Source organism: Candidatus Binatus sp. (assembly GCF_030646925.1).
Classification (GTDB): Bacteria; Desulfobacterota; Binatia; order Binatales; family Binataceae; genus Binatus.
The window spans coordinates 45,699-66,022 of record NZ_JAUSKL010000102.1; the positions used below are offsets into that span (position 1 = coordinate 45,699).

Annotated in this window: 23 protein-coding genes; 13 read left to right on the forward strand and 10 right to left on the reverse strand. The window is 61.2% G+C overall.

The window, feature by feature from the left end; genetic code table 11:
• Positions 1 to 41 precede the first annotated feature (41 nt).
• The 5 genes from Q7S58_RS17660 to Q7S58_RS17680 all read right to left on the reverse strand — a co-directional run bounded on the left by Q7S58_RS17660 (position 42) and on the right by Q7S58_RS17680 (position 5,705).
• A complete protein-coding gene (locus Q7S58_RS17660) occupies positions 42 to 830 on the reverse strand; it encodes an acyl-ACP desaturase (protein ID WP_304828939.1) in 789 nt (262 codons plus the stop codon).
• 97 nt (positions 831 to 927) lie between these two features.
• On the reverse strand, positions 928 to 2,199 hold the full coding sequence (locus tag Q7S58_RS17665; protein WP_304828943.1) for a D-alanyl-D-alanine carboxypeptidase family protein: 1,272 nt from the start codon (positions 2,197 to 2,199) through the stop codon (positions 928 to 930).
• A gap of 99 nt (positions 2,200 to 2,298) precedes the next feature.
• Positions 2,299 to 3,360: a GNAT family N-acetyltransferase gene (locus Q7S58_RS17670; RefSeq protein ID WP_304828946.1), complete on the reverse strand. Its 1,062-nt coding sequence runs from the start codon at positions 3,358 to 3,360 to the stop codon at positions 2,299 to 2,301.
• 4 nt (positions 3,361 to 3,364) lie between these two features.
• On the reverse strand, positions 3,365 to 4,321 hold the full coding sequence (gene gspC / locus Q7S58_RS17675) for a type II secretion system protein GspC (RefSeq protein WP_304828949.1): 957 nt from the start codon (positions 4,319 to 4,321) through the stop codon (positions 3,365 to 3,367).
• A 19-nt stretch (positions 4,322 to 4,340) separates the two neighbouring features.
• Positions 4,341 to 5,705: a glutamate--cysteine ligase gene (locus Q7S58_RS17680; RefSeq protein ID WP_304828952.1), complete on the reverse strand. Its 1,365-nt coding sequence runs from the start codon at positions 5,703 to 5,705 to the stop codon at positions 4,341 to 4,343.
• Between the two features lie 264 nt (positions 5,706 to 5,969).
• On the opposite strand from Q7S58_RS17680, the gene glpK reads away from it, so the two are divergent.
• Positions 5,970 to 7,481: a glycerol kinase GlpK gene (glpK, locus tag Q7S58_RS17685; protein WP_304828954.1), complete on the forward strand. Its 1,512-nt coding sequence runs from the start codon at positions 5,970 to 5,972 to the stop codon at positions 7,479 to 7,481.
• Positions 7,474 to 8,109: an N-acetyltransferase gene (locus Q7S58_RS17690; protein WP_304828957.1), complete on the forward strand. Its 636-nt coding sequence runs from the start codon at positions 7,474 to 7,476 to the stop codon at positions 8,107 to 8,109. Before glpK ends, Q7S58_RS17690 begins: the two co-directional genes overlap by 8 nt.
• Before the next feature lie 17 nt (positions 8,110 to 8,126).
• On the opposite strand, the gene Q7S58_RS17695 is transcribed toward Q7S58_RS17690, so the two are convergent.
• A complete protein-coding gene (locus tag Q7S58_RS17695) occupies positions 8,127 to 8,411 on the reverse strand; it encodes a hypothetical protein (protein ID WP_304828960.1) in 285 nt (94 codons plus the stop codon).
• A 215-nt stretch (positions 8,412 to 8,626) separates the two neighbouring features.
• Here Q7S58_RS17695 and Q7S58_RS17700 point away from each other — a divergent pair, with 215 nt between their 5' ends.
• Together Q7S58_RS17700 and lptB are read left to right on the forward strand one after the other, a co-directional pair.
• Positions 8,627 to 10,075, forward strand: a complete 1,449-nt coding sequence (locus tag Q7S58_RS17700; protein WP_304828962.1) for a tail fiber domain-containing protein — start codon at positions 8,627 to 8,629, stop codon at positions 10,073 to 10,075.
• A gap of 76 nt (positions 10,076 to 10,151) precedes the next feature.
• Positions 10,152 to 10,916 carry an LPS export ABC transporter ATP-binding protein gene (lptB, locus tag Q7S58_RS17705; protein WP_304828965.1) on the forward strand — a complete coding sequence of 255 codons (765 nt, stop codon included), beginning with the start codon at positions 10,152 to 10,154 and terminating at the stop codon, positions 10,914 to 10,916.
• Between the two features lie 16 nt (positions 10,917 to 10,932).
• On the opposite strand, the gene Q7S58_RS17710 is transcribed toward lptB, so the two are convergent.
• The 3 genes from Q7S58_RS17710 to Q7S58_RS17720 all read right to left on the reverse strand — a co-directional run bounded on the left by Q7S58_RS17710 (position 10,933) and on the right by Q7S58_RS17720 (position 13,443).
• Positions 10,933 to 11,733, reverse strand: a complete 801-nt coding sequence (locus Q7S58_RS17710) for a hypothetical protein (protein ID WP_304828968.1) — start codon at positions 11,731 to 11,733, stop codon at positions 10,933 to 10,935.
• Positions 11,734 to 11,810: 77 nt separating this feature from the next.
• A complete protein-coding gene (locus Q7S58_RS17715) occupies positions 11,811 to 12,605 on the reverse strand; it encodes an alpha/beta fold hydrolase (protein ID WP_304828971.1) in 795 nt (264 codons plus the stop codon).
• A gap of 46 nt (positions 12,606 to 12,651) precedes the next feature.
• Entirely contained in the window at positions 12,652 to 13,443 is a 792-nt protein-coding gene (locus tag Q7S58_RS17720; protein ID WP_304828975.1) for an SDR family NAD(P)-dependent oxidoreductase, read from the reverse strand.
• A 376-nt stretch (positions 13,444 to 13,819) separates the two neighbouring features.
• Here Q7S58_RS17720 and Q7S58_RS17725 point away from each other — a divergent pair, with 376 nt between their 5' ends.
• The 6 genes from Q7S58_RS17725 to Q7S58_RS17750 all read left to right on the forward strand — a co-directional run bounded on the left by Q7S58_RS17725 (position 13,820) and on the right by Q7S58_RS17750 (position 17,783).
• The gene (locus Q7S58_RS17725) at positions 13,820 to 14,062 is read left to right on the forward strand and encodes a hypothetical protein (protein ID WP_304828977.1); all 243 of its coding nucleotides are present in this window, start codon (positions 13,820 to 13,822) and stop codon (positions 14,060 to 14,062) included.
• Entirely contained in the window at positions 14,059 to 14,217 is a 159-nt protein-coding gene (locus Q7S58_RS17730; RefSeq protein ID WP_304828980.1) for a hypothetical protein, read from the forward strand. Before Q7S58_RS17725 ends, Q7S58_RS17730 begins: the two co-directional genes overlap by 4 nt.
• Before the next feature lie 115 nt (positions 14,218 to 14,332).
• Positions 14,333 to 15,175, forward strand: coding sequence for an enoyl-CoA hydratase-related protein (locus tag Q7S58_RS17735; RefSeq protein ID WP_304828983.1), 843 nt, complete (start codon positions 14,333 to 14,335; stop codon positions 15,173 to 15,175).
• On the forward strand, positions 15,172 to 16,026 hold the full coding sequence (gene thiD, locus Q7S58_RS17740) for a bifunctional hydroxymethylpyrimidine kinase/phosphomethylpyrimidine kinase (protein WP_304828987.1): 855 nt from the start codon (positions 15,172 to 15,174) through the stop codon (positions 16,024 to 16,026). The genes Q7S58_RS17735 and thiD overlap by 4 nt, the downstream gene beginning before the upstream one ends.
• A gap of 11 nt (positions 16,027 to 16,037) precedes the next feature.
• Complete coding sequence (tenA, locus tag Q7S58_RS17745) at positions 16,038 to 16,718, forward strand: thiaminase II (RefSeq protein ID WP_304828990.1); 681 nt, start codon at positions 16,038 to 16,040, stop codon at positions 16,716 to 16,718.
• 261 nt (positions 16,719 to 16,979) lie between these two features.
• Positions 16,980 to 17,783, forward strand: a complete 804-nt coding sequence (locus Q7S58_RS17750) for a universal stress protein (RefSeq protein ID WP_304828993.1) — start codon at positions 16,980 to 16,982, stop codon at positions 17,781 to 17,783.
• Between the two features lie 8 nt (positions 17,784 to 17,791).
• Here Q7S58_RS17750 and Q7S58_RS17755 read toward each other — a convergent pair whose 3' ends face one another.
• Positions 17,792 to 18,394 (reverse strand): universal stress protein, encoded by a 603-nt coding sequence (locus tag Q7S58_RS17755; RefSeq protein WP_370655538.1) that lies wholly within the window; start codon positions 18,392 to 18,394, stop codon positions 17,792 to 17,794.
• Between the two features lie 183 nt (positions 18,395 to 18,577).
• On the opposite strand from Q7S58_RS17755, the gene Q7S58_RS17760 reads away from it, so the two are divergent.
• From Q7S58_RS17760 to Q7S58_RS17770, 3 genes are all read left to right on the forward strand, one after another.
• On the forward strand, positions 18,578 to 19,000 hold the full coding sequence (locus Q7S58_RS17760; protein ID WP_304828999.1) for a CBS domain-containing protein: 423 nt from the start codon (positions 18,578 to 18,580) through the stop codon (positions 18,998 to 19,000).
• A 266-nt stretch (positions 19,001 to 19,266) separates the two neighbouring features.
• Positions 19,267 to 19,563 carry a hypothetical protein gene (locus Q7S58_RS17765; protein ID WP_304829002.1) on the forward strand — a complete coding sequence of 99 codons (297 nt, stop codon included), beginning with the start codon at positions 19,267 to 19,269 and terminating at the stop codon, positions 19,561 to 19,563.
• 35 nt (positions 19,564 to 19,598) lie between these two features.
• Positions 19,599 to 19,733, forward strand: a complete 135-nt coding sequence (locus tag Q7S58_RS17770) for a hypothetical protein (protein WP_304829004.1) — start codon at positions 19,599 to 19,601, stop codon at positions 19,731 to 19,733.
• The last annotated feature ends 591 nt before the right edge of the window (positions 19,734 to 20,324 follow it).

The following is a 20,324-nucleotide window of genomic DNA, read 5'->3' on the forward strand; positions in this document are numbered from 1 at the left end:
TCTTATGTCACGGCCGAAGATTGCTGAAGCGAGATGCGCAGTCAGGATGCTGCGCCGAGTGCGAGCGCAGTGACGCTTTTCAGTTCATCGCGGCTGGTGCCGAGTTGCTTTAGCGTCGGCAGTACGGCGCGCGTGAAGAACTTGCGCGGGCTGATGCCGCCGCCGCCAATCCTGAGATGCTCCTGGTAGTCGGGAATCAGTCCGTCGCCGGGCATGCTGAAGTTCGCGATCACCATAGCCAGGTCTGCGATCGTGCCGCTGCGATCGTCGGCTATCTCGAGCGCGAGCATCTCGCGATAAAAGCCGGCGTGCGCCGCTTCGTCGCGGCCGATGAAGAAGAAAATCGCCTCGAGTGTTTTGTCGTTCTCGAGTTCGGCGCGATCCTTCTGCGCCTTATAGGCGAGATAAGTCGCGGTTTCCTGGAGGGCGCCGTAGCAGGCCATCTGGCGGAGAGTCTTGAACGGCATCTTCCACGAGCGCGAAAACGTATCAGCCTCGAACTTGCTGAACTGCTCCTCGGTGCGCATTCCCGACCGGAGCAGATACTCGCGAAAGGCGAGACCGTGGCGCGATTCCTCGTGGCTCCAGCAGGTTTGAAACCACGCCAGGCCGAACACCGAGCGCGTCATCTCGACGCCCGCCAGATTGTAGTCCGGCAGATACATTTCCTCGGCGCAGTAAGTCTCGATCCTGATCGCGCGTTCCTCGGTGTTGGTTTCGGGCGAGAGTTTGTCCCACGGAATGTCTTCGAAAATGTTCCAGCGGCGCTTGCGCTCCGCGGTCTCGAAGAAATCCATGTACGCGCGATAAAACTTTTCTTTGGGAATCATGCTGGATACGAAAAGGCTAGCAGTATCCCGCGCAAAGTCCTAATCGGTTTGGTGATACGGGTACATTATTTCATTTTGCAGGGCACGAGAGATCAGCCTACAGACGGCCTAACAATCGTTTGATCATCGAGGTTTTCTTCGGAATGTCGGCCGGCGCGAGCAATGCGATCGTCGCGACCGGCTTGCCGCCAGCGAGCACGTTCGCGGTGCCGATTTGCTGCCCGGCCTTGACCGGCGCAGCGACCGACGGCGGCAAATTGTAATCGACCTTGAGATCGGTCTTCGCATCGCCGCGTTTCTGAAACACGCCCGCGTCGCTGCCCCACACCGGCTTGATCACGTCCGTCTCGCCGCCGCTCACCGCGACGACCTGCGCGATCGGAGAGCCCTTCTTCGCCACCGAATGAATTTGGTAATTGACGAAGCCCTGCGACAGCAGTTCGGATGCCATCTTGAAATTGGTCAGCTTATGCGGAGTACCGAGCACCACCGCGACCAGGCGCAGATCGCCGCGCTTCGCCGTTGCGACGACGTTGAATCCGGCCTTGTCGTAGAAACCGGTCTTGAGCCCGTCGCATCCTTGATAGGTGCGCACCAGGTGATTGGTGTTGCGCAGCACGAAACTGCCGCCGCGAAACGGCGCGGTGTCGATCGCCGACCATCTGAGCACGTCGGGATACTTGAGCAGTTCGCGCGCGAGCAACGCCTGGTCGTAGGCGCTTGCGACGTCGGCCTGTTCGCCCGGCGCCGGCGGCAATCCATGCACATTGTAGTAGTGGCTGTCCTTCATGCCGAGCGCCGCGGCTTTCTGATTCATGAGCATCACGAACGCGTCGGTCGAACCGCCGATGTATTCTGCGACTGCCGCCGACGCGTCGTTGGCGGAGTGCACGACGATCGCCTTCATCATGTCGTCGAGCGAGAAGGTTTCGCCCTCTTTGAGATAAACCTGCGAGCCGCCCATCTGCGCGGCGCTGCGCGAGGTGGTGACCTGATCGGTGGGCTTGAGCGAGCCGTCGTGAAGTTTTTCCGCGACGATCAGCATCAGCATCATCTTCGCCAGCGACGCGGTTGGCCACGGCTGATGATCGTTGGCCTCGAAAATGACGGTGCCGGTGACCGGTTCCATCACGACGGCTTCGGCGTATGGACCCATCAATCCGCTTTTTTTGGCGTCAGTCGCGCCTTCTTCATCAGATGGCGCGGCGGATTTTGCCGCCGGCGCAGCTTTGGCGCGGCGATGACGCGCGGCGTCGGCATTCGGCGGCGCGAGCATCGCAAGCAGCATCGCGAGCGCGACAAAAGCTCCAACGTATCGAGTGATCAAATTCGGGGCGAGACAAACGCCCGATCGTGAAAGGGTATCCATCGTAAACATCCTCCCAACAGCATCGCGCCTACCCACCAACTACGATCCGCCAAGATGAATCTCGCGGCAAGACAAAGCTGTGCACAATCGAGCGGGAAATCAGAAACGGTCGGCGGTCCAGAAGAGCGAGCGCGAATCCTGGAAGGCCTCGAACGCGCACGCCGACGCGGCATCGGCGGTCGTCTCGAATCGACGCGCAAGTTTGCCGGGCGCGAGAATCCGCCACATGTAGTTGTTATCGATATGGTGAGCGACCGGGCATCCGGCGTCGCTCAGGCGGCGCTCGAGTTCAGCGTCGTGCGCGGTATGGGTTATCAGCAATCCCGCGGCTTGAGCATCTTCGCCGCCGAGAAGCGCGGCGCGGCGATGATCTCCTTCGCGCTGAAAAGAAATCGGAGCACGCGACGCAACCTCGCCGAGATATTTGAACGACGCGAGCATCGCGTCGGGAGCATCCGGCAGATAGCCGAACTCCATCACCATCGAAACGCCGTGAAAGCGCGCGACGCGCGCGTAGGCGGCAATCCGGCCGGCCTCGCGGCACAGGATGAAATATTCCTTCGAGCCTTCGCCGGGATGCATCGGCTGGTTGCCGGCGAATTCGAGATTGGCGCGCCATGCGGCCTCGTCGCGGATTGCGGTGACGTTGAAGCGTCCGCTATACGCGCGATGAATCTCCGCGACCGCACCGAGATCGCGCGACGGCTCGAACGCATCGATCGTGAACTTGCCGCGAACTTTTATTGCTGCGGCGGCCGACAGGATGCTGAACTTGCGCTCGACTTCGCGCCAGCCGAACTGATTGTAGAATGTCAGCCGCTCCGCAAACAGCAGCGAAACCTCGAAGCCCTCGCGCGTCATCGTATCGACCGCGAGCCGCATCAGCGCCGACGCGACGCCTTTGTGCCGATACTCCTCGAGCGTGAACACCGATCCGATGCCGCCCATCGGCGCCGCTTGTCGGTCGAGATTGATGGCGCGATCGAAAATCTGGACGGTCGAGACGAGGCGATTGCCATCGCGCGCGACGAGGCACAACTCATCGCGAAACGCCGGATCGATTTGATTGTAGCGGGCGAAAAATTCGCGGTCGTTGTACCAGAGCGACAGCAAGTCGAGCACTTCATCGCGCTCGCTGCGATACGCCGCGCGTACTTCCATCGTTTCAGTGCAGGTCCAGGTGCAGGTTCATCGGGCTGCCGCCGCGGCTCACCGTCAGGTCGATCGACGGTTTGTTCTGCACTGAGCCCATCAAGCTCATCGCCTGCATCGGATTGGTCACCGGCTGTCCATCGATCGAGGTGACGAGGTCGCCATTCTGCATGCCGATTTGTTCGAACACCGAGCCGGGTTTCACTTCAGAGATCGCAAAGCCATCGGTCTTGCCGTTTTCGACGTGCGGAACCGCGCGCATCTGAGTGAAGAGCATCGCCGGGTTCTGCATTGTCTTGGCGACTTCGGCGCGGCTGGCCGCGAAATTGCCGGGACTCAGTTTCTTGATGTTCAGCTTGCTGCTGGTGTTGTCGTCATCGTTGTCGTCGGGTTCCGGCTCAGTCGCCTCGCCGTTCGGCGCGAATGGAGGACGCGGGCCGTGTCGCATATGCGGCACCGGCATCGACGGTCCCCCAAGCTGCGACGGCTCGACCGCCGGCATTTCACTAACCGGCATCTCGAGTGCGACGCGGCGTCCGTCATGATCGACGATCGCGCGCGTCCGCTCGACGCTCACCAGCTTGCCCGCGTCGGGGATATCGTCGCCAACCTTGTAGAGCGACTGCTCGCCGTTCTGGTCTTCGATCACGGCGTACGGCTTCGACTTCGAGAGCATCGACGTGCCGAGCAATTTCAGATGAAGATCCTCGACCACCACTGGCGGCGGAGCCGCAGCTTCCTGCGGCACGAGGTTGAAGACGTCGCGCTTGACGATCGATTCGTAAAAGGGGCGAGGCCTGAGTCCGGACGGGAGACGCGGTTGAGCGATCGCTGCGGGCGCAACGATTTTGTCGGACATAACGCGACGTGCGATCACGTCATTGACGCATTGCGCCGCGAAGTAGGCCAGCCCCGCGATCAGCAGGAAATTCAGCGCGGTAACATGATGCTGCGTGAATCGGAGTTCCATCGGCTAAAGGATCTCCCGGTCAGACGAATGGTTCAGCGTCATAGGCGCATCCTGCGACGAGCCGGCTCACATCGTAGTTCCACTCGCCCTTCCATCGGCTGATCACAAGACTCGCCTGGCTATGCCCGCTGCGCACGAGGTCCATCAGGCGCAGCAAATAGATGCTCTCATCGTCGCCGCGCTTGTTCAATGCTTTCTGGCGTTCGAGTCCTTGCGCCGCGATCGCGAGCAACTCCGTCCCGAGTTCCTGCATCCGGATGCGGCCGGCGCGCGCCTCAAGCCCAATCTTGTGCGCCTGGTCGGTCAGTTCAAGGCGCTCGCCAAAGCTCCAGCGTTTGACCAGGTCCCACGCCGCCGCGAGACAATCGTCGGAGTAGAGGATGCCCTTCAGCAGCGCGGGCAGCGCGAGCATGTAGCCGGGCGGCTGGCTGTCTGGGGTGCGGATTTCGATATATCGCTTCAGGCGGACCTCGGTGAAAATCGTCGTCAGATGATTGGTCCAGTCCTCGACCGTCGCGCGTTCCTTGCCGAAGCCCTGCTCGAGATATTTGCGAAACGTGATTCCCGGCCGGCGCGTCAGATCGACGTATTCGTGATTGCGGACCAGGAAATACATCGGCACGTCGAGCGCATACTCGGCGTATTCCTCGAACGAACAATCCTCGCCCAGCGCAAATTCGAGCGTGCCGCTGCGATCGTTATCGGTGTCCGTCCAGATGTGCCCGCGGAAGCTCTGATAGCCGTTGAGGCTGCCGTCGCTGAGCGGCGAGTTGGCGAAAATCGCGTACAGGATCGGCACGATTCCCATGCTGACGCGCAGCTTGCGCATCGCGTCGCGCTCGCCGGAGTAGTCGAGGTTGGCCTGCACGCCGGCGGTCTGCTTCATCATCCGCTGGCCGAGCCGGCCCTTGCGCGCCATGTAAGGATACATGATGTGATAGCGCGCCTTCGGCAACAGCTCGATCTGATCGATTCGGCTGACCGGTTGCATCCCAAGACCTAGCAGCGTCGCGCCGATCTTGCCGGTTACTTCGACCAGTTGATCGACGTGCTCGGCGAACTCGTGATGCGCGCAGTGGATCGTGTCGCACTGCTCGCCGGACAACTCGATTTGCCCGCCGGGTTCGATCGTGATCGCCGCGCGTTTGCTCTTCAGCGCGAGGATTCGGCCGTGCTCGTCCTCGGGTTCGAAGCCGTAATCGTCGGCCATCCGGCGCAGTAATTCCTCGACGCCGCCGGGGCCCGAAAATGGCAACGCACTGCCGTCGGCAGTGCGAACAGCGACCTTCTCGTATTCGGTACCGACTCGCCACTGGTCGCGCGGCTTCGCGCCAGCCTCGAAGTAGCGGATCAAATCCTCTTTCTTTTCAAGCAGATCGCTCATCAATTGCGGCTCCTGACTAAGCGGCCCGCCCCCAAGCGCGCCTATCATGGCCCCAGACGCTATCCGAGGCAAGCAGGTGTGCGCTGCGGCCGCGAATGGTCGTCTATCAGGAGGATAGCGCCGCGGCGAAACTGAACTTAGCGATCGATCCAGGTGCGATTGTTCGATTGTTCGATCGCCGCCAGCGTCATAGGATTCTGCGCGAGCCGGATTCTTGCGCGATGCGCGCGCCGCGTTCGGCAGGCAGGAGCAGGGGAGGAATCGATGCCTCAAGTCGTACTTGCGATCGACCAGGGAACTACCGGCACCACGGTGTTCGTGGTCGATGGCCGCGGACGGATTCGAGGCCGCGCTTACGCCGAGGTTCGCCAGTTCTATCCGAAGCCTGGATGGGTCGAGCACGATCCCGAGGAAATCTACCGCTCAGTGATCGCGCTATCGAAAAAAGCGATCGCGCAATCGAAAGTCGGAGCTGATGCGATCAAGGCCGTCGGCATCACGAATCAGCGCGAGACATTCGTAGTGTGGGATCGGCGCAGCGGCAAGCCGATCCATCGCGCGATCGTGTGGCAATGCCGCCGAAGCGCGGCTATCTGCGACGTGCTTCGCGATCGCGAATCCGAGGTGATCGAGCGCACGGGACTGATCGTCGATCCTTATTTCTCAGGCACCAAGCTCAAATGGCTGCTCGACGAAAAGCCTGAACTGCGCAGGCGCGCCGCGCGCGGCGAGCTATGCTTCGGCACGATCGACACCTGGCTCATCTATAAGCTCACGCGCGGCGCCGGGTTCGTCACCGACTACACCAACGCGTCGCGCACGATGATGTTCAATCTGGCGCGGATGGAATGGGACGACGAGATGCTCGCGATGCTCGAGGTGCCGCGCGAGATGCTGCCGGCGGCGGTTAGTTCGCGCGGTCCGCTGGCCGAGACATTGCCCGGCATGATCGCGGCGCGCGCGATCCCGATCGGCGCGGTCATCGGCGATCAGCAATCGGCGTTGTTCGGGCAGGGTGCAGTTGACGCCGGCGATTCCAAAGCCACGTACGGCACCGGCGCATTCCTGCTGATGAACACCGGCGACAAGATCGTGCGTTCGAGAAATCGCCTGCTGACCACCGCCGCGCTCGGACCGGAGGGAGAACCCTGCTACGCGCTCGAGGGGTCGGTTTTCATCGCCGGCGCCGCCGTGCAATGGCTCCGCGACGGACTCAAGCTGATTCGGAACGCCGCCGATAGCGAACGCGCCGCGCGCCTCAGCAGGGATCGCTCGACGCCATACGTAGTGCCAGCGTTCGTCGGGCTCGGCGCGCCGCATTGGGACAGCGGAGCGAAGGGCGCGATTCTCGGCATCACTCGCGGCACGACACGCGCGGATATCGTGCGCGCGACGCTCGACAGTATCGCCTACCAGGTGCGCGACGTGATCGTCGCGATGGAATCCGACACGGGGCATCCGCTGAGCGAACTACGCGCCGCCGGCGGCGCGACCGAGAATCGCTACCTGATGCAGTTTCAAGCTGACATCCTGGGCAAGCGCGTGCGGCGCGCGAAGGTGATCGAGACCACCGCGATGGGTGCGGCGATGCTGGCGGGGCTAGCTGCCGGGATATGGCAATCACAGCAGCAACTCACGCGTCTGCATCGTGGCAGCGCGCTATTCAAACCGAAAATGCAAGCCGCGGAACGCGAGCAATTGCTCGCCGGATGGCACGATGCGGTCTCGCGCGTGCTGACGACGAATGCGCGCGCAATCGAGGAATCACATGCCTGACGACCGTAAGCCCATCGTGACGGTGCTTTATCCCGAGCAATACGAGCAGGCCGCGGTCGCGCTCGGGCGCGCCTTCATCGACGATCCCACCTTCAAGCCGATTCTGCCGGATATCAACGAACCGGTCGCGCGCGCCGAGCATCTGGCGGACCTGTTCCGCGTGATGCTGGCAATCGAGCGCCGCCACGGGCAACCGACGTTCGGCGTGATCGAGGGCGGGCGCGTGATGGGTGCGGCGGTGACCGAAGGTATCGCGCATCCGACGACGGTTGGATTCATGCTGGCCGGGATTCCGGAGATGCCGCGGCTCGTGCGCGCGATTGGATGGAGTGGAATTGTGCGCGCGATGCAGATGTTCGGCGTGCTCGCGGAGAACCATCCCAAGGAGCCTCACCTGTATCTGCAGTTGCTAGGCGTCGATCCGGCGTACCAGGGCAAGCGCTTCGGCGGCGCGCTGCTCGATCGGCTCAAGCTTGAAGCGGCGATGAGGCCTGACATCGCGGGCGTCTATCTCGAGACCGCGACCGAGGCCAACGTCGCCTACTACAGCGGCAAGGGCTATGAAGTGCTAAGTGAGATCTTTCCGCTGGGCGTGAGAATGTGGCGGATGTTCCAGCGCAAACGCTGAACCGCGAAGGAGCTTTACTACTCCATCCTGCTGGCGCCGCGCGGATGGATCGTCGTCACGCGCAGCCCCTTCGACGTCCATCCCACGTCGAAGCCGACGATGTCGCCTTCGCTGATCAGCTCGATTCCCGGCATCGAGCCGCCAATCCCCGCGCCTATCACCGTGACGAAGGGAAATTCAAAAGGAACCTCCTTGCCGCTATGAGAACGCACGACGCCGCGGCCGCGTGAGCGGTCGAGCTTCAGGATCATGCCTTGATAGAAATTTCCGGGAAAGCGTTCGCTGTCGTATTCATCGGCCACGTTGATCGAATACCATTCCTCGGCTCCGCGCAAAAGTGGGGCATATCCACTGGGCCCGTCCAATTCTCTGATCGCCAGTCGGCCCTTCTTAGCTCCCCAGACGATGATTGTAACAATCTATCCGGTTTGCGCGACGGCGCACCCTTGCGTCATCATCGCGCAGCAGAGTTGTCGCATAGCGTTCGCGGCGATCGCCGTGTGGGATCAAACTCTCGATGAACGATTCTACCGACTTTCAAGAGGGCGAGTCCATGAAAAAAACGGCGACGAATCTTCTCTTTTCGATCTCGGCGGTTTTGGTTTTCGCGCTATCGCTCGCGACCAGCGCATCCGGCGGAAACAACACCGGCCTCGGGGACGGCGCGCTTAGCAGCAACACCGGCTTCTTCAATACCGGGCTCGGTTACTTTGCGCTGTCAAACAGCAACTCGGGTCAAGCAAATACCGCTACCGGATACAGAGCCCTCTTCTCGAACACCACTGGCTCCAGCAATACCGCTACCGGAGAGAATGCCCTCTACTTTAACAGCACGGGACATGACAATACCGCCGCCGGATTCCGAGCTCTCATGAGCAACAGTACGGGCTATTACAACACCGGCACCGGGCTGTACGCGCTCTACTCCAATAGCTCAGGGTTCGACAACACCGCCACCGGAGTATTTTCGCTCTTCAGCAACACCACGGGCAACTACAATACCGCTGACGGACTGAATGCACTCAAGTACAACACCACCGGCCACGACAATACGGCTACTGGATTGCAAGCCCTGTACAAAAACACCACGGGCTACGACAACACCGGCACCGGGCTGGACGCGCTCGCCTTCAACACCACCGGGTTCGACAACACCGCCAGCGGAGTATTTTCGCTCCTAAACAACACCACAGGCAGGAACAATACCGCTCAGGGAGCCAATACTCTTTTCAGCAACACCGCCGGCATTTTCAATACCGCGAGCGGCGCGCAAGCGCTGTACAGCAACAGCACGGGTAATTACAACACGGCGGACGGCCTCCAAGCCCTGTACAAGAACACGACCGGCCAATACAATACTGTTATCGGTTTCCAGGCAGGCTTTTTTCTAACCACCGGCAACAACAACATCGATATCGGCAATCGCGGTCTCGCGGCCGAAGCCAATACTACTCGCATCGGCGTGCAAGGGACCCAGACCGCCACCTACATCGCCGGTATCACTGGTAGTGCGGTCTCGGGTAGCGACGTAGTGGTTAATGGCGCCGGGCGGCTAGGAGTCGTAGTGTCGTCTGCGCGCTACAAGCGCGACATCAACGACATGGGTGCTACTACGAACGAGTTGATGAAGCTTCGGCCTGTAACATTCCGCTACAAAGACGATCCGCAAGCAACCAAGCAATATGGCCTCGTCGCGGAAGAAGTAGAGCAAGTCTATCCCGAGCTGGTGGTTCACAATGCCGAAGGTAAGGTCGAGTCGGTGCGCTACTCGATGCTAAGCTCGATGCTGCTGAACGAACTACAGAAGCAGACCAGCGAAGTCGCCGAAATGAAGCTCCAATTGAAAGCGAGTAAGGAGCGGGAGGCGGCAATGCGAGCTTCCTTCGACGAGCGAGTATCCAGGCTGGAACGCACGATGGCGGCGCGGAGCGACGATCGCAATCTCGCAGCCGCCACTGATCGCTGACGTTTCACAAGCGCATCAAAGCCGATAGAGTTTGCCTGATCGCGGACGGCGACCGACCGCGCGATCGTCAAATGAGATGACCGAATCCGCCAACAACGGAGGCGCACCCGCGCCATCGCTCGCGCTCCGCGGCCTGGGCCTCACCAAGGTGTATGGCGGCCGCGCCGTCGTCGATCACGTGGACGTTACGGTGAAGCCGGGCGAAGTCGTCGGATTTCTCGGACCGAACGGCGCCGGCAAGACCACCACGTTCTACATGCTGGTCGGATTGCTCAAGCCCGATTCGGGCCGAATCGTGTTCGGCGACGAGGACATCACGCGCCTTCCGCTCTATCAGCGAGCGCGGCGCGGAATCTCCTATCTGCCGCAGGAGCCGAGCGTATTTCGCAAGCTGACTGTCGAGCAGAATCTGCTCGCGGTGCTCGAGACGCTGCCGCTTAGCGAAGAGGAGCGCCATGCGCGGCTGCAATCGCTGCTCGACGAGTTGGGAATCGCGAAGCTCGCGAAGGCCAAGGCCGGGGTGCTTTCTGGCGGCGAGCGCCGCCGCGTCGAGATCACTCGCGCCTTGGTGCTCGATCCGACCTACCTATGCCTCGACGAGCCGTTCGCGGGAATCGATCCGATCACCGTGGTCGAGATTCAGCGCGTCGTCTCGTACTTGAAGGAGCGCGGAATCGGCGTGCTGATGTCCGATCACAATGTTCAAGCAACACTTTCAATTATCGATCGCGCGTATATCATCCACGCCGGCAAGATCCTGTTCGAAGGCAAGCCGCGCGAAATCGTCGCGAGCGATCAGGTGCGCCAGGTCTTTCTTGGCGAACGATTCGAAATGCGTTGAAGAAGAGCGCTTCGGCCTACGGACGGTAAGACGAAGGAGGCGGATAGGAAGGATAGCTCGGATAGCTTGGATATCCGCCGTACGTCCGATATCCCGAGCTGAAGCCGCCGTAGCTGCCGCCACCGAAACCGCCGCTACCCATGCTCATACCGCCGCCGCCCATCATCCCGAGCAGGCCCATCATCATCAGGAGGCCGCTCGATGAGCCGGCCGTACCACCGTAGGCGCTGCCATACGACGGATACTGTCCCGCTCCCTGCTGCTGATAGGCGTAGGCGTCGGGAGGCAGATTGTTTTGATAATCCTGCACCGAACCGGTCGAGCCGTACGGATCCGTGCCGTCGGGCGATTGATAGGAAGGCGCGGGATTTGGCGTCGATCCGCCCTTTGAGTTCGCCAGTTCCGGGCTGACCTTGATTCGGTTATCGACCACCAGCGTGGGATCTTTCAGATAATTGCGCGCCTTCTGCTCGGCGTCGGATTTGCCGAAGTCGGTCGCGACGAAGCCGAACAGAATCGCCTGTCTGCCACCCGACGGACTGCTCACGACCTGCGCCCCCACCAGTGGCAAACTATGATGCTTCAAATAGTCGGACAATGCCTGGCTTTGCGACGAATCGATCGTCCCGCCGACGACGGTGCCGGCGCTCGACGGCGCGGCCGGATGCGAGGTCGTTCCGTACGCGCCCGAACCGCCAACCGAGGACGATCGATCGACGCCGCCGGTAGTCGGCGAACTTTGTATCGGCGCGCAGGCGGCCAATCCCAGTGCGAGGGCCAATGCGATGCTGGCCAATGCTGATGGGACTTTTCTCATGCCATGGATTATATGCCTGCGTGACTCGCCCTACAATTGCGGGTTTTTCAACGCGCAGGCGGCCTCGCTCGCGATGCTCAGTAGCCGATTTCCAGCATGAAATCCCGCACCAGTTGATTGAAGGCACCCGGCTGCTCGAAATAGATCGAATGCCCGCAATCGGGCACCGTGCGAAGCCGCGCATCGGGCAGCGCGTTCGCCAGTGACTTGACGATCTCGGGCCGAATCAAAGTGTCCTGCTCACCCACCATGCACAGCACCGGCATCCGCAAGCGTTCGCGAACCGCGGCCAAATCGTAGCTCTGGCCCAAGATTTGCGCGCCTGCGTCGGCAGGAGGCCGCGCTCCGAGAATCCGGATCTCGTCGTACAGAAACGCGAGCTCGGGCCGCCGCGCAAAATAATCCGCGGCATACGTCGGCAGCGACCCAATCGGCGGCGTCGCGTCGATCGGCATTGGCCCCACAAACTCGAACTTCATGTCAGGCGTGAAGATTCCGCCCGGCGTATCGGCCAGCACCATCCCAGCCACGCGCTCGGGATGCTCGAGTGCGTAGCCGACGATCGTCCAGCCGCCCATCGATTGTCCGACCAGGACTGCCTTGTCGATTTTCAGATGATCGAGCAGCGCGCCGAGATCACTCGCGTGGGCGCGATTGAAAAGGCCGTCGGGATCGGGCGACAGGCCGAAGCTCCGCTGGTCGAGCGTGATGCATTCATACGATCGCATGAAGTAGGGCGCCTGCTGCCACCACGAGAGATGATCGCCGCCGAGGCCGTGCAGAAATACTAGCGCAGGGCCGCTGCCAACGCGTTCGTAGTAGAGCGAGAACTTCCCGATTTCGAGCCTGCCCGGCACTATCCGATATTCCATGACGATCTCCCTTCGCATCACGATGCTGGATTCAGCCGAGTCGATGTCACCAATCCGCGCCGCCGCCGGTAATGCTCGGCATCCCAGTGTGCGCCATCAGGCCGCCGTCCGCGACGATACAAGTGCCGGTGACATAGGAAGCTTCATCGGACGCCAGAAACAACACCACGTTGGCGATTTCGATCGGCTCGCCGCAACGGCCCATCGGGACGGCCTGCTCCGATCGCTGCGCCATCTCGGGCAACGCGCGGCGCGACTTGAGGATCGGCGGCGTCAGGATGATTCCCGGACACACCGCGTGGCATCGGAGTCCCTTGCGCGCGGATTCGATCGCCGTCGCGCGCGTCAGATTGATCACCCCTGCCTTGATTGCGTTGTAAGCGCCGAGGCCGTAGTCGCCGGCGAGGCCCGACACCGAGCCAGTATTGATGATCGCGCCCTTGCGCCGCGGCACCATCACGCCGAGCGCGCATCGCGTCGCGTACCAATACGCCGTCAGCCCGATTTCGACGGCCTTGCGAAAGTGCTCGAGCGTCATCTCGCCGACGCGTCCAGTGTAGAGGCGAATCGCGTTGTTGTGCAGGATGTCGAGTTGGCCGAACTTGTCGGTCGCGAACTTGATCATGTGCTCGACTTCCGGCGGATTGCCGACATTCGCCACCAGCGCTTCGGCGGTACCGCCGGCGCTGCGAATCTCGCCGGCGACGCGGGTCGCGCCCTCCTCATTCAGATCGACCACGACCACCGCGGCGCCCTCCGCCGCGAGCCGTTTGGCGGTGGCTTCGCCTATTCCAGAGCCGGAGCCGGAAATCAGTGCGACCTTGTCTTTGAGTCTCATCGGGAATCCTTCTTTTGAGTTATTGCTGCGATTGTCGATTTAAGAACTTCGCGACTATAGCGCCGATCGCATCAATCCGGCAGTGCCGCGAGCGGCGATGCGCGCCGCCGTAATTCGTTTCGCGAGCGCAAAACCTCGCGGTCGGATTGTGTCAGGATCGCTCACTTGCGGAACCAGAGTCACCAATTCACACATCGCGACGGGCACCGGAACGCGTCTCGCGAATAATCGCGGCAATCGCGAAGCCGCTGAAATATCAAGAGAATTGGCTCCCTGCTGAGGCGCCGAACGGTACTCTGCGCGACTCGATACTAGCTAGGTTGCGCGGAAATGTTCGTGGCCCGGAAGATGCTCTCTCATCGGCAGGGGAGCAGCCATGAACGCGAAACCTTCGGTCATCGAGCGGCATCACTACGCCAGAGGAACGATCGTCCAACGCCTGATCGGAAAGCGCTGCACGACAGAACTACGCAACGCCCCGGTCGGGCAAGCTGCCGAGCCGCATTGGGACATCCTCTATTCACCGAACGATGCCCGGCGCGACCTGATCGCATTCAGCATCGCGCTCGCGATCACGCTGATGACGTTGGCGCTCACCAACTGTGGCATCCTGAAATGAGTATCCTGCACACCATTCTCTTCGCGGCGACTTTGATATTCGCGCTGTCGGTGTACGTCGCAGACGATCAGTCGCCCGGCTTGCAGCGATCTTCCTCGGATGCGTGCCTGCTAGTGGCCGGCGTATTCTGCGCGATCCTCGGCAGCTTTACCTGAGCCGACTCCTCGAAGCATCGCTCGCGATTCCATCGGCATTCAACTAGCCGATCTGCCGGTCATCGCAGTATCGTAGCTGCGTCCGATTCCCTTTCATGACCGCAGGAGAAAATCGATGAGCGAATACCAATTCATCCAGGTTGAGGCAGTCGAGCCCGGCGTCTGCCGCATCGCGCTCAACCGGCCCGAGAAGCGCAACGCACTTTCCAATCCACTCCGCAGCGAGTTGTTCGCGGCTCTGCGCAAGGCGGACCTCGACCCCGCGATCGGTGCTGTCATCATCAAGGGCAACGGCAAATGCTTCAGCGCCGGCTACGATCTCGCGCAGCCGCCGGGGACGCCGCTGCCGCGTCACGTCTCGCCGGGCGAAGGAATCTGGCCGCGCCATCTGGTCGATGGATGGTTCGAGATGTGGGACATGGCGACGCCGGTGATCGCGCAGGTTCACGGCTATTGCCTGGCCGGCGGCAGCGAGCTCGCGACGGCCTGCGACCTGGTGTATTGCGCCGAGGATGCGCAAATCGGCTATCCGCCGGTGCGCGCGATGTCCACGCCTGACTGTGCCTTCCATCCGTGGCTGATGGGAATGCGCAATGCGATGGAAATGATGCTGACTGGCGATTCGATTAGCGGTATCGAGGCGGCGCAGATGGGTTTCGCTAATCGCGCGTTCCCAGCCGGCCGGCTCGAAGCCGAGGTGCTGAACGTCGCGCGGCGCGTGGCAAAGATTCCGCGCGACCTGCAGGCGCTGAACAAGCGCGTGGTGCATCGCGCGATGGAAATCATGGGTGCGCGCGCTGCAATCCGCTCGGCCACCGAAATCCAGGCGCTATGCTTCCATCAGCCTTCATCGCGCGAGTACCTGAAGAAGATGGCGCAGGACGTCAAGAGCGCACTCGACGAACGCGACTCGAAATTCGAGGACTATCGCACCGCGGAGCGCGCCAAAAAGAAGTGAGCGCGAACGATTCGATGGATCGAGTTGCGCTCACGATCGCGGGCTCCGATTCGAGCGGCGGCGCGGGCATCCAAGCGGACTTGAAGACGTTTGCCGCATTCAAGGTTTTCGGCGCCAGCGCGATCACCGCGATCACCGCGCAGAATACTCGCGGCGTGAGCGCGATCGCGAACCTGGAACCGGCATTCGTGGCGGCGCAAATCGACGCGGTCGCGGATGACTTCACAATCGCGGCGGCGAAAACCGGGATGCTCTCCCGCGCCGAAATAATCAGCGCCGTCGCGGATCGAATCCGCATCCGCAAAATCCCAAACCTCGTCGTCGATCCGGTGATCGTCGCGGCCAGCGGCGACATCCTGCTCGAGCCCGACGCGATCGCGCTGATGCGCGAAGCGATGCTCCCGCTGGCGACCGTCGTCACGCCGAATCTGCGCGAGGCGAGCATCCTGACCGGGCGCGAGGTGTCGAATCGCGACGAGATGCGCGAAGCCGCGCGGACGCTGGTGGCGATGGGCGCTCGCGCGGCGCTGGTGAAGAGCGGACGGCTTGCTGATGCCGCGCACGATCGCGATTCCCAGCATCGTGACGCAATCGACATTCTTTACGACGGGCGCAACTTCCGCGAATTCAGCGCGAAGCGAGTGCCGATCGAACGCGCGCATGGCGCAGGATGCACGCTGTCGGCGGCGATCGCGGCGTCGCTCGCCAGAGGTGCGTCGCTCGAAAATGCGATTGACGCCGCCAAGCGCTACGTAACGCTCGCGCTCGAAAATGCGCCGCGGATCGGTCACGGTGCGCGTCCGCTCAATCATTCGGTGGCAGCCTCGTTGATCGATTCAGAGAAGGAGTGAGGACTCGATCGATGACGACGCGAAATTCATTCACGCAGGCGATCCGCGCTAAGGCGCAACCGATTTGGGATCGCGAACTGCAGCACCCGTTCGTACGCGGCCTCGGCGACGGGACGCTCTCGCTCGATCGATTTCGCTTCTACCTGGCGCAGGATTACGTCTTCCTGATCGAATACGGCCGCGTGTTCGCGCTGGCGGCGGCCAAGGCGCGCGACCTCGGCACGATTGGATTTTTTGCGAAGCTGCTCGACGAGACGCTGAACACCGAGATGCGATTGCATCGCGATTACTGCCGACGCCTCGGAATCGCGGAAGCCGAGCTCGAGGCGACTACGCCGGCGCCAATCACTCACGCTTACACGCGGCATCTGCTGACCGTCGCGTACAGCGGCTCGCTCGTGGAAATCGTGGCGGCGGTGATCCCGTGCCAGCTTGGCTACGCGGAAATCGGGACTGCGCTCGCGCGCGAAAATTGCGGCCGCGAAAACGCGAACTACTCAGAATGGATCGATATGTACTCCTCGCCGGAATTCCTTGCGGGGGCAGAAAAACTTGGGACTCTGCTCGACGATCTCACCGCGGGATTGCCCGCGCGCGAGTTGGCGCTGCTCGAGACGCTTTTTCTGACCAGCAGCCGCTACGAATATCTGTTCTGGGAGATGGCGTGGACGCAGGCGTCGTGGCCGGTCTGACCCTTGCCGACGATACCTGTTTGGCCTACAAGGCGATTTGACTTGGGTCATAAGGCGGCAATTCATAACGATACCGCTCTATTTCAAAAAGCGGTTCACGCAATAATGGATAGTCTCGATGAAAACGCCGGCACAAGCTCAGATGACCGCCGAGATACGCGATCGAGGTATTGTCGTCGATGACCTTGAATGGCGCCGCGAAGTCACGCTCAATGAAGAGTAGGCTTGGGCGCGGCTGTCCGCTCACGTAGAGGAGTACTCATGTCTTTGCCGTATCGCAAAATTCTCTGCCCCGTGGACTTCGACGACAACTCGATCGCTGCTCTGGAGGCTGCGGCTGAACTCGCGCGGCATCATGATGCCACCCTATACGTCCTCCACACAGTGCCGATGATCGTGCCGCCCACCTCGATGCCGGTGTATGTCGATCTCTACCAGGGCCAGGAGCAGACGGCGGTCAAGAATCTGCAGGAACTCGCGCGCAAGTATCTGGCCGGAATCAAGTACGAAATCATGGTCAATATGGGCGAGCCGGCTGGCTCGATTCTCAAAGCGGAGCGCGGGATCGGCGCGGACCTGCTGGTGATGTCCACGCATGGACGGCGTGGCTTCTCGCGCTTCTTTCTCGGCAGCGTGGCCGAACTTGTGCTGCGCGAAGCCCGATGTCCGGTGCTGACGGTTCGCCGCCTCGCGCCGAAGAAAGACCAGGTGGGCGCCTGGATGACCCGTAATCCAGTGACCGGACGACTCGACGAAATGCTCTCGGCGATTCACGCAAAGATGGTCGAAGGCGCGTTTCGGAGCATCCCGCTTGTCCAGGACGATCGCGTCGTCGCGATACTCACCGAGGGAGACATTCGCGCGCAGGCAGGGCATTTGGACGATACACCGGCCAGCAAAGCCGTCACCCACGCGCTCGTGACGGTCGGACCCGACACCACCGTTCGCGAAGCCGCACGTATCATGCGCGAGCGGAAAATCGACGGGCTTCCAGTGGTCGAGGATGGCCGCCTGGTCGGAATGATCACGACCAGCGATCTGCTCAAAGCAACCACCGTCGAATGAGCATCCGGTCACGTGACCTTTCGAACGCGGGCAGTCGAATGCGCGGTGAGTACCGGGATTGGTGATTCGCGCACGACCCGTTCGGCGACACTACCCATGATCAGACGACTGAGGCCTCGACGTCCGTGGGTGCCCATGACGATCAGATCGGCGCGGAGGTCGCGCGCCGCGTCGAGCACTTGCTGGGCCGGATCGCCGGCCATCACCAGCGTGTCGTAGCGCATCGGAGGAGGGATCCGCTCGCGCGCAATCCTCGCCAGTTGCTCCCACCTTTCCGTCTCGACGCATGGAAAAGGCAGCTTCGGCCCGTGCTGAAAGCCGTCCTTATTGGCTGGAAATGGCGCCACGTTCAGCAGATGCAGGGACGCATCGTTTTGCCGCGCGAGCTTCAGCGCCACCTCGAGAGCCGCCATCGAATGCTCTGCAAAGTCAATCGGACATAGGATCCTTTGAAAGGCCTGCATCCTCGTTTCCTCCAACGGCTCGCCGCCGAACCTTCTGGCGTCGCACCTTCGTCTTGTCCGCCCCGGCCAAAGAGCAATCTGCGGACCAGCGATCTCGACTGTAAAACCACGCCAAACGTCCGCCCGAGTGTATCGAAACGCTGCCATTGCTGATGCGCGTGGTATCAATCCGCGACCATAATCAACGCCACGGTCGATCAGGCGAAACGATCTCTTCGAAACTCATTCAGTTTTGCACCAGTCAGCGAGAAACTCCTCGATCACGCAGATATCATCCAGTTGCCGCTGAAATAGCTCGATGTGATAACTTTGACGCTGGAGAAAATCGGCATGGAAAATCTGAAAGTTCGCGACGTAATGACTGCGGACGCCACTACCCTCGGTCGCAACGACAAGCTCACGCTCGCCGACGACATCATGCGCCTGGGGCGAATCCGCCATCTGCCGGTGGTCGATGACGACGGCCAGACGCTGGTCGGCGTCGTCAGCCAGCGCGACCTCTTTCGCGACGCGCTCGCGCATGCGCTCGGCTATGGACGCCATGCGCAGCGCGCGGTCCTCGGTACGTTGTCGGTCAAGGAAGTGATGAGCAGCGACGTGATCACTACCAGCCCCGATACGTCACTGGTCGAGGCGGCGCGAATCCTGACGGAGCGGAAGATCGGATGCCTGCCGGTGGTCGAGCACGGACGCCTGGTCGGCATCCTCACGGAGGGCGACTTTGTCGCGCTGATCGCGCGCGGAAAGAAGTAGGATTCGCCCCCCCCGCGATTATCCTCCGCCTTGGCGTGATCGCGCAATCAAATGCCCCGGCCGGGAATCGAACCCGGACTTATTATCCAAGCTACGTCAAGCTAATCAAAGCGATAAACCCCAACGCGCATCGGTGCGAGGTGGCAAGCGATGATTGCCGCCGTTGGGATAGTTTCGCCCTGTTTTGCGGCGCGTTTAGCCGCAAGTAAGCCACAAGATTTTCAGCGGGATGGAGCAGGGGTAGCTCGCCTGGCTCATAAAACATCATGACCGAGAAGCAACTCACTACGATGCGCTTGAACGGTCGAAAATCCGGACAAGCGAAAGTGGCTGCCGGGTTTTTCTCATCCGCGAACCAATCGCGGCGGCGAATAAACCAACTCGCTGCCGAGGAATCCCAAGCCCAAGAGATGCGCGCGCGTGGCTTCGAGGTATTCTCGCCTACCGTCGTTTGCGACCGAATCGCCGTTAAAGATGGTCAAGTATTCTTCGTCGAGTTCAAACGGCGCGGGCAGAAACTACGCCGCGCTCAGCAAACAATCGCCGATTTGGTACAGTTTTAACGTTCGAGGAATTCGAATCGGCAACTGGAGTCGCGGTGAGCACGTTGAATCGATGGGTTGACGATCATCGGCTGAATGAGGCGAACGGACTGGTCAAGCGGGAAGGCTGGCCCTCGCCGCGAATCGACGCGATCGTGTTCGCGGAAAAGTTCCAGGCGCGGCGATTGTGAGATGAGCGCGGTGATTCAGATAGCTTTTTTCTTGCGCGGGCGTTTCGGCGCCCAGATGTCGAAGCGCAGGCCCGGAGTTTCTCTGCCGGGTACAGGTATGAACACCGCCTGCAATGCGGCGGCGATTGGTTCTTCGGCTGAGGTCTTTGAAGCGATTTCTGCCGCTGTGTCGCGGGGAACGTATCCGAGCTGCTCGCGGCACTGCGCACCCGTCGTGCGATCCACCCAGGTGCCGATGACGGCGATTGCGCTGCGGTCAAATACATTTCCGGGTTCGCGTGCCAGGACCAGACCCTGCTTGAAACCTCTGACGAACCCGTCCGCGAAGGCTTGCCGGCGCGAGATGCCAGCGACAGCTACTTGCCGCGCAAGCTTGCGGCCCATGCCAGGCGGGCAACCGGCTCGAACTTCGATGGTGTGCGTGGGCCGGTGTTCGTATGGACGGTCGCCAATAAAGCCTTCACTACTTATGTGGATACCGGCTCGCTCGAGGTCGTCGATTTCAATTCCCGTGCTCGTTACATGGATACCATCTCGCTCTAGGTCGGCGATTGCGGATGCGACTGCGGAGGGTTCGGTTTCCGCGATTGC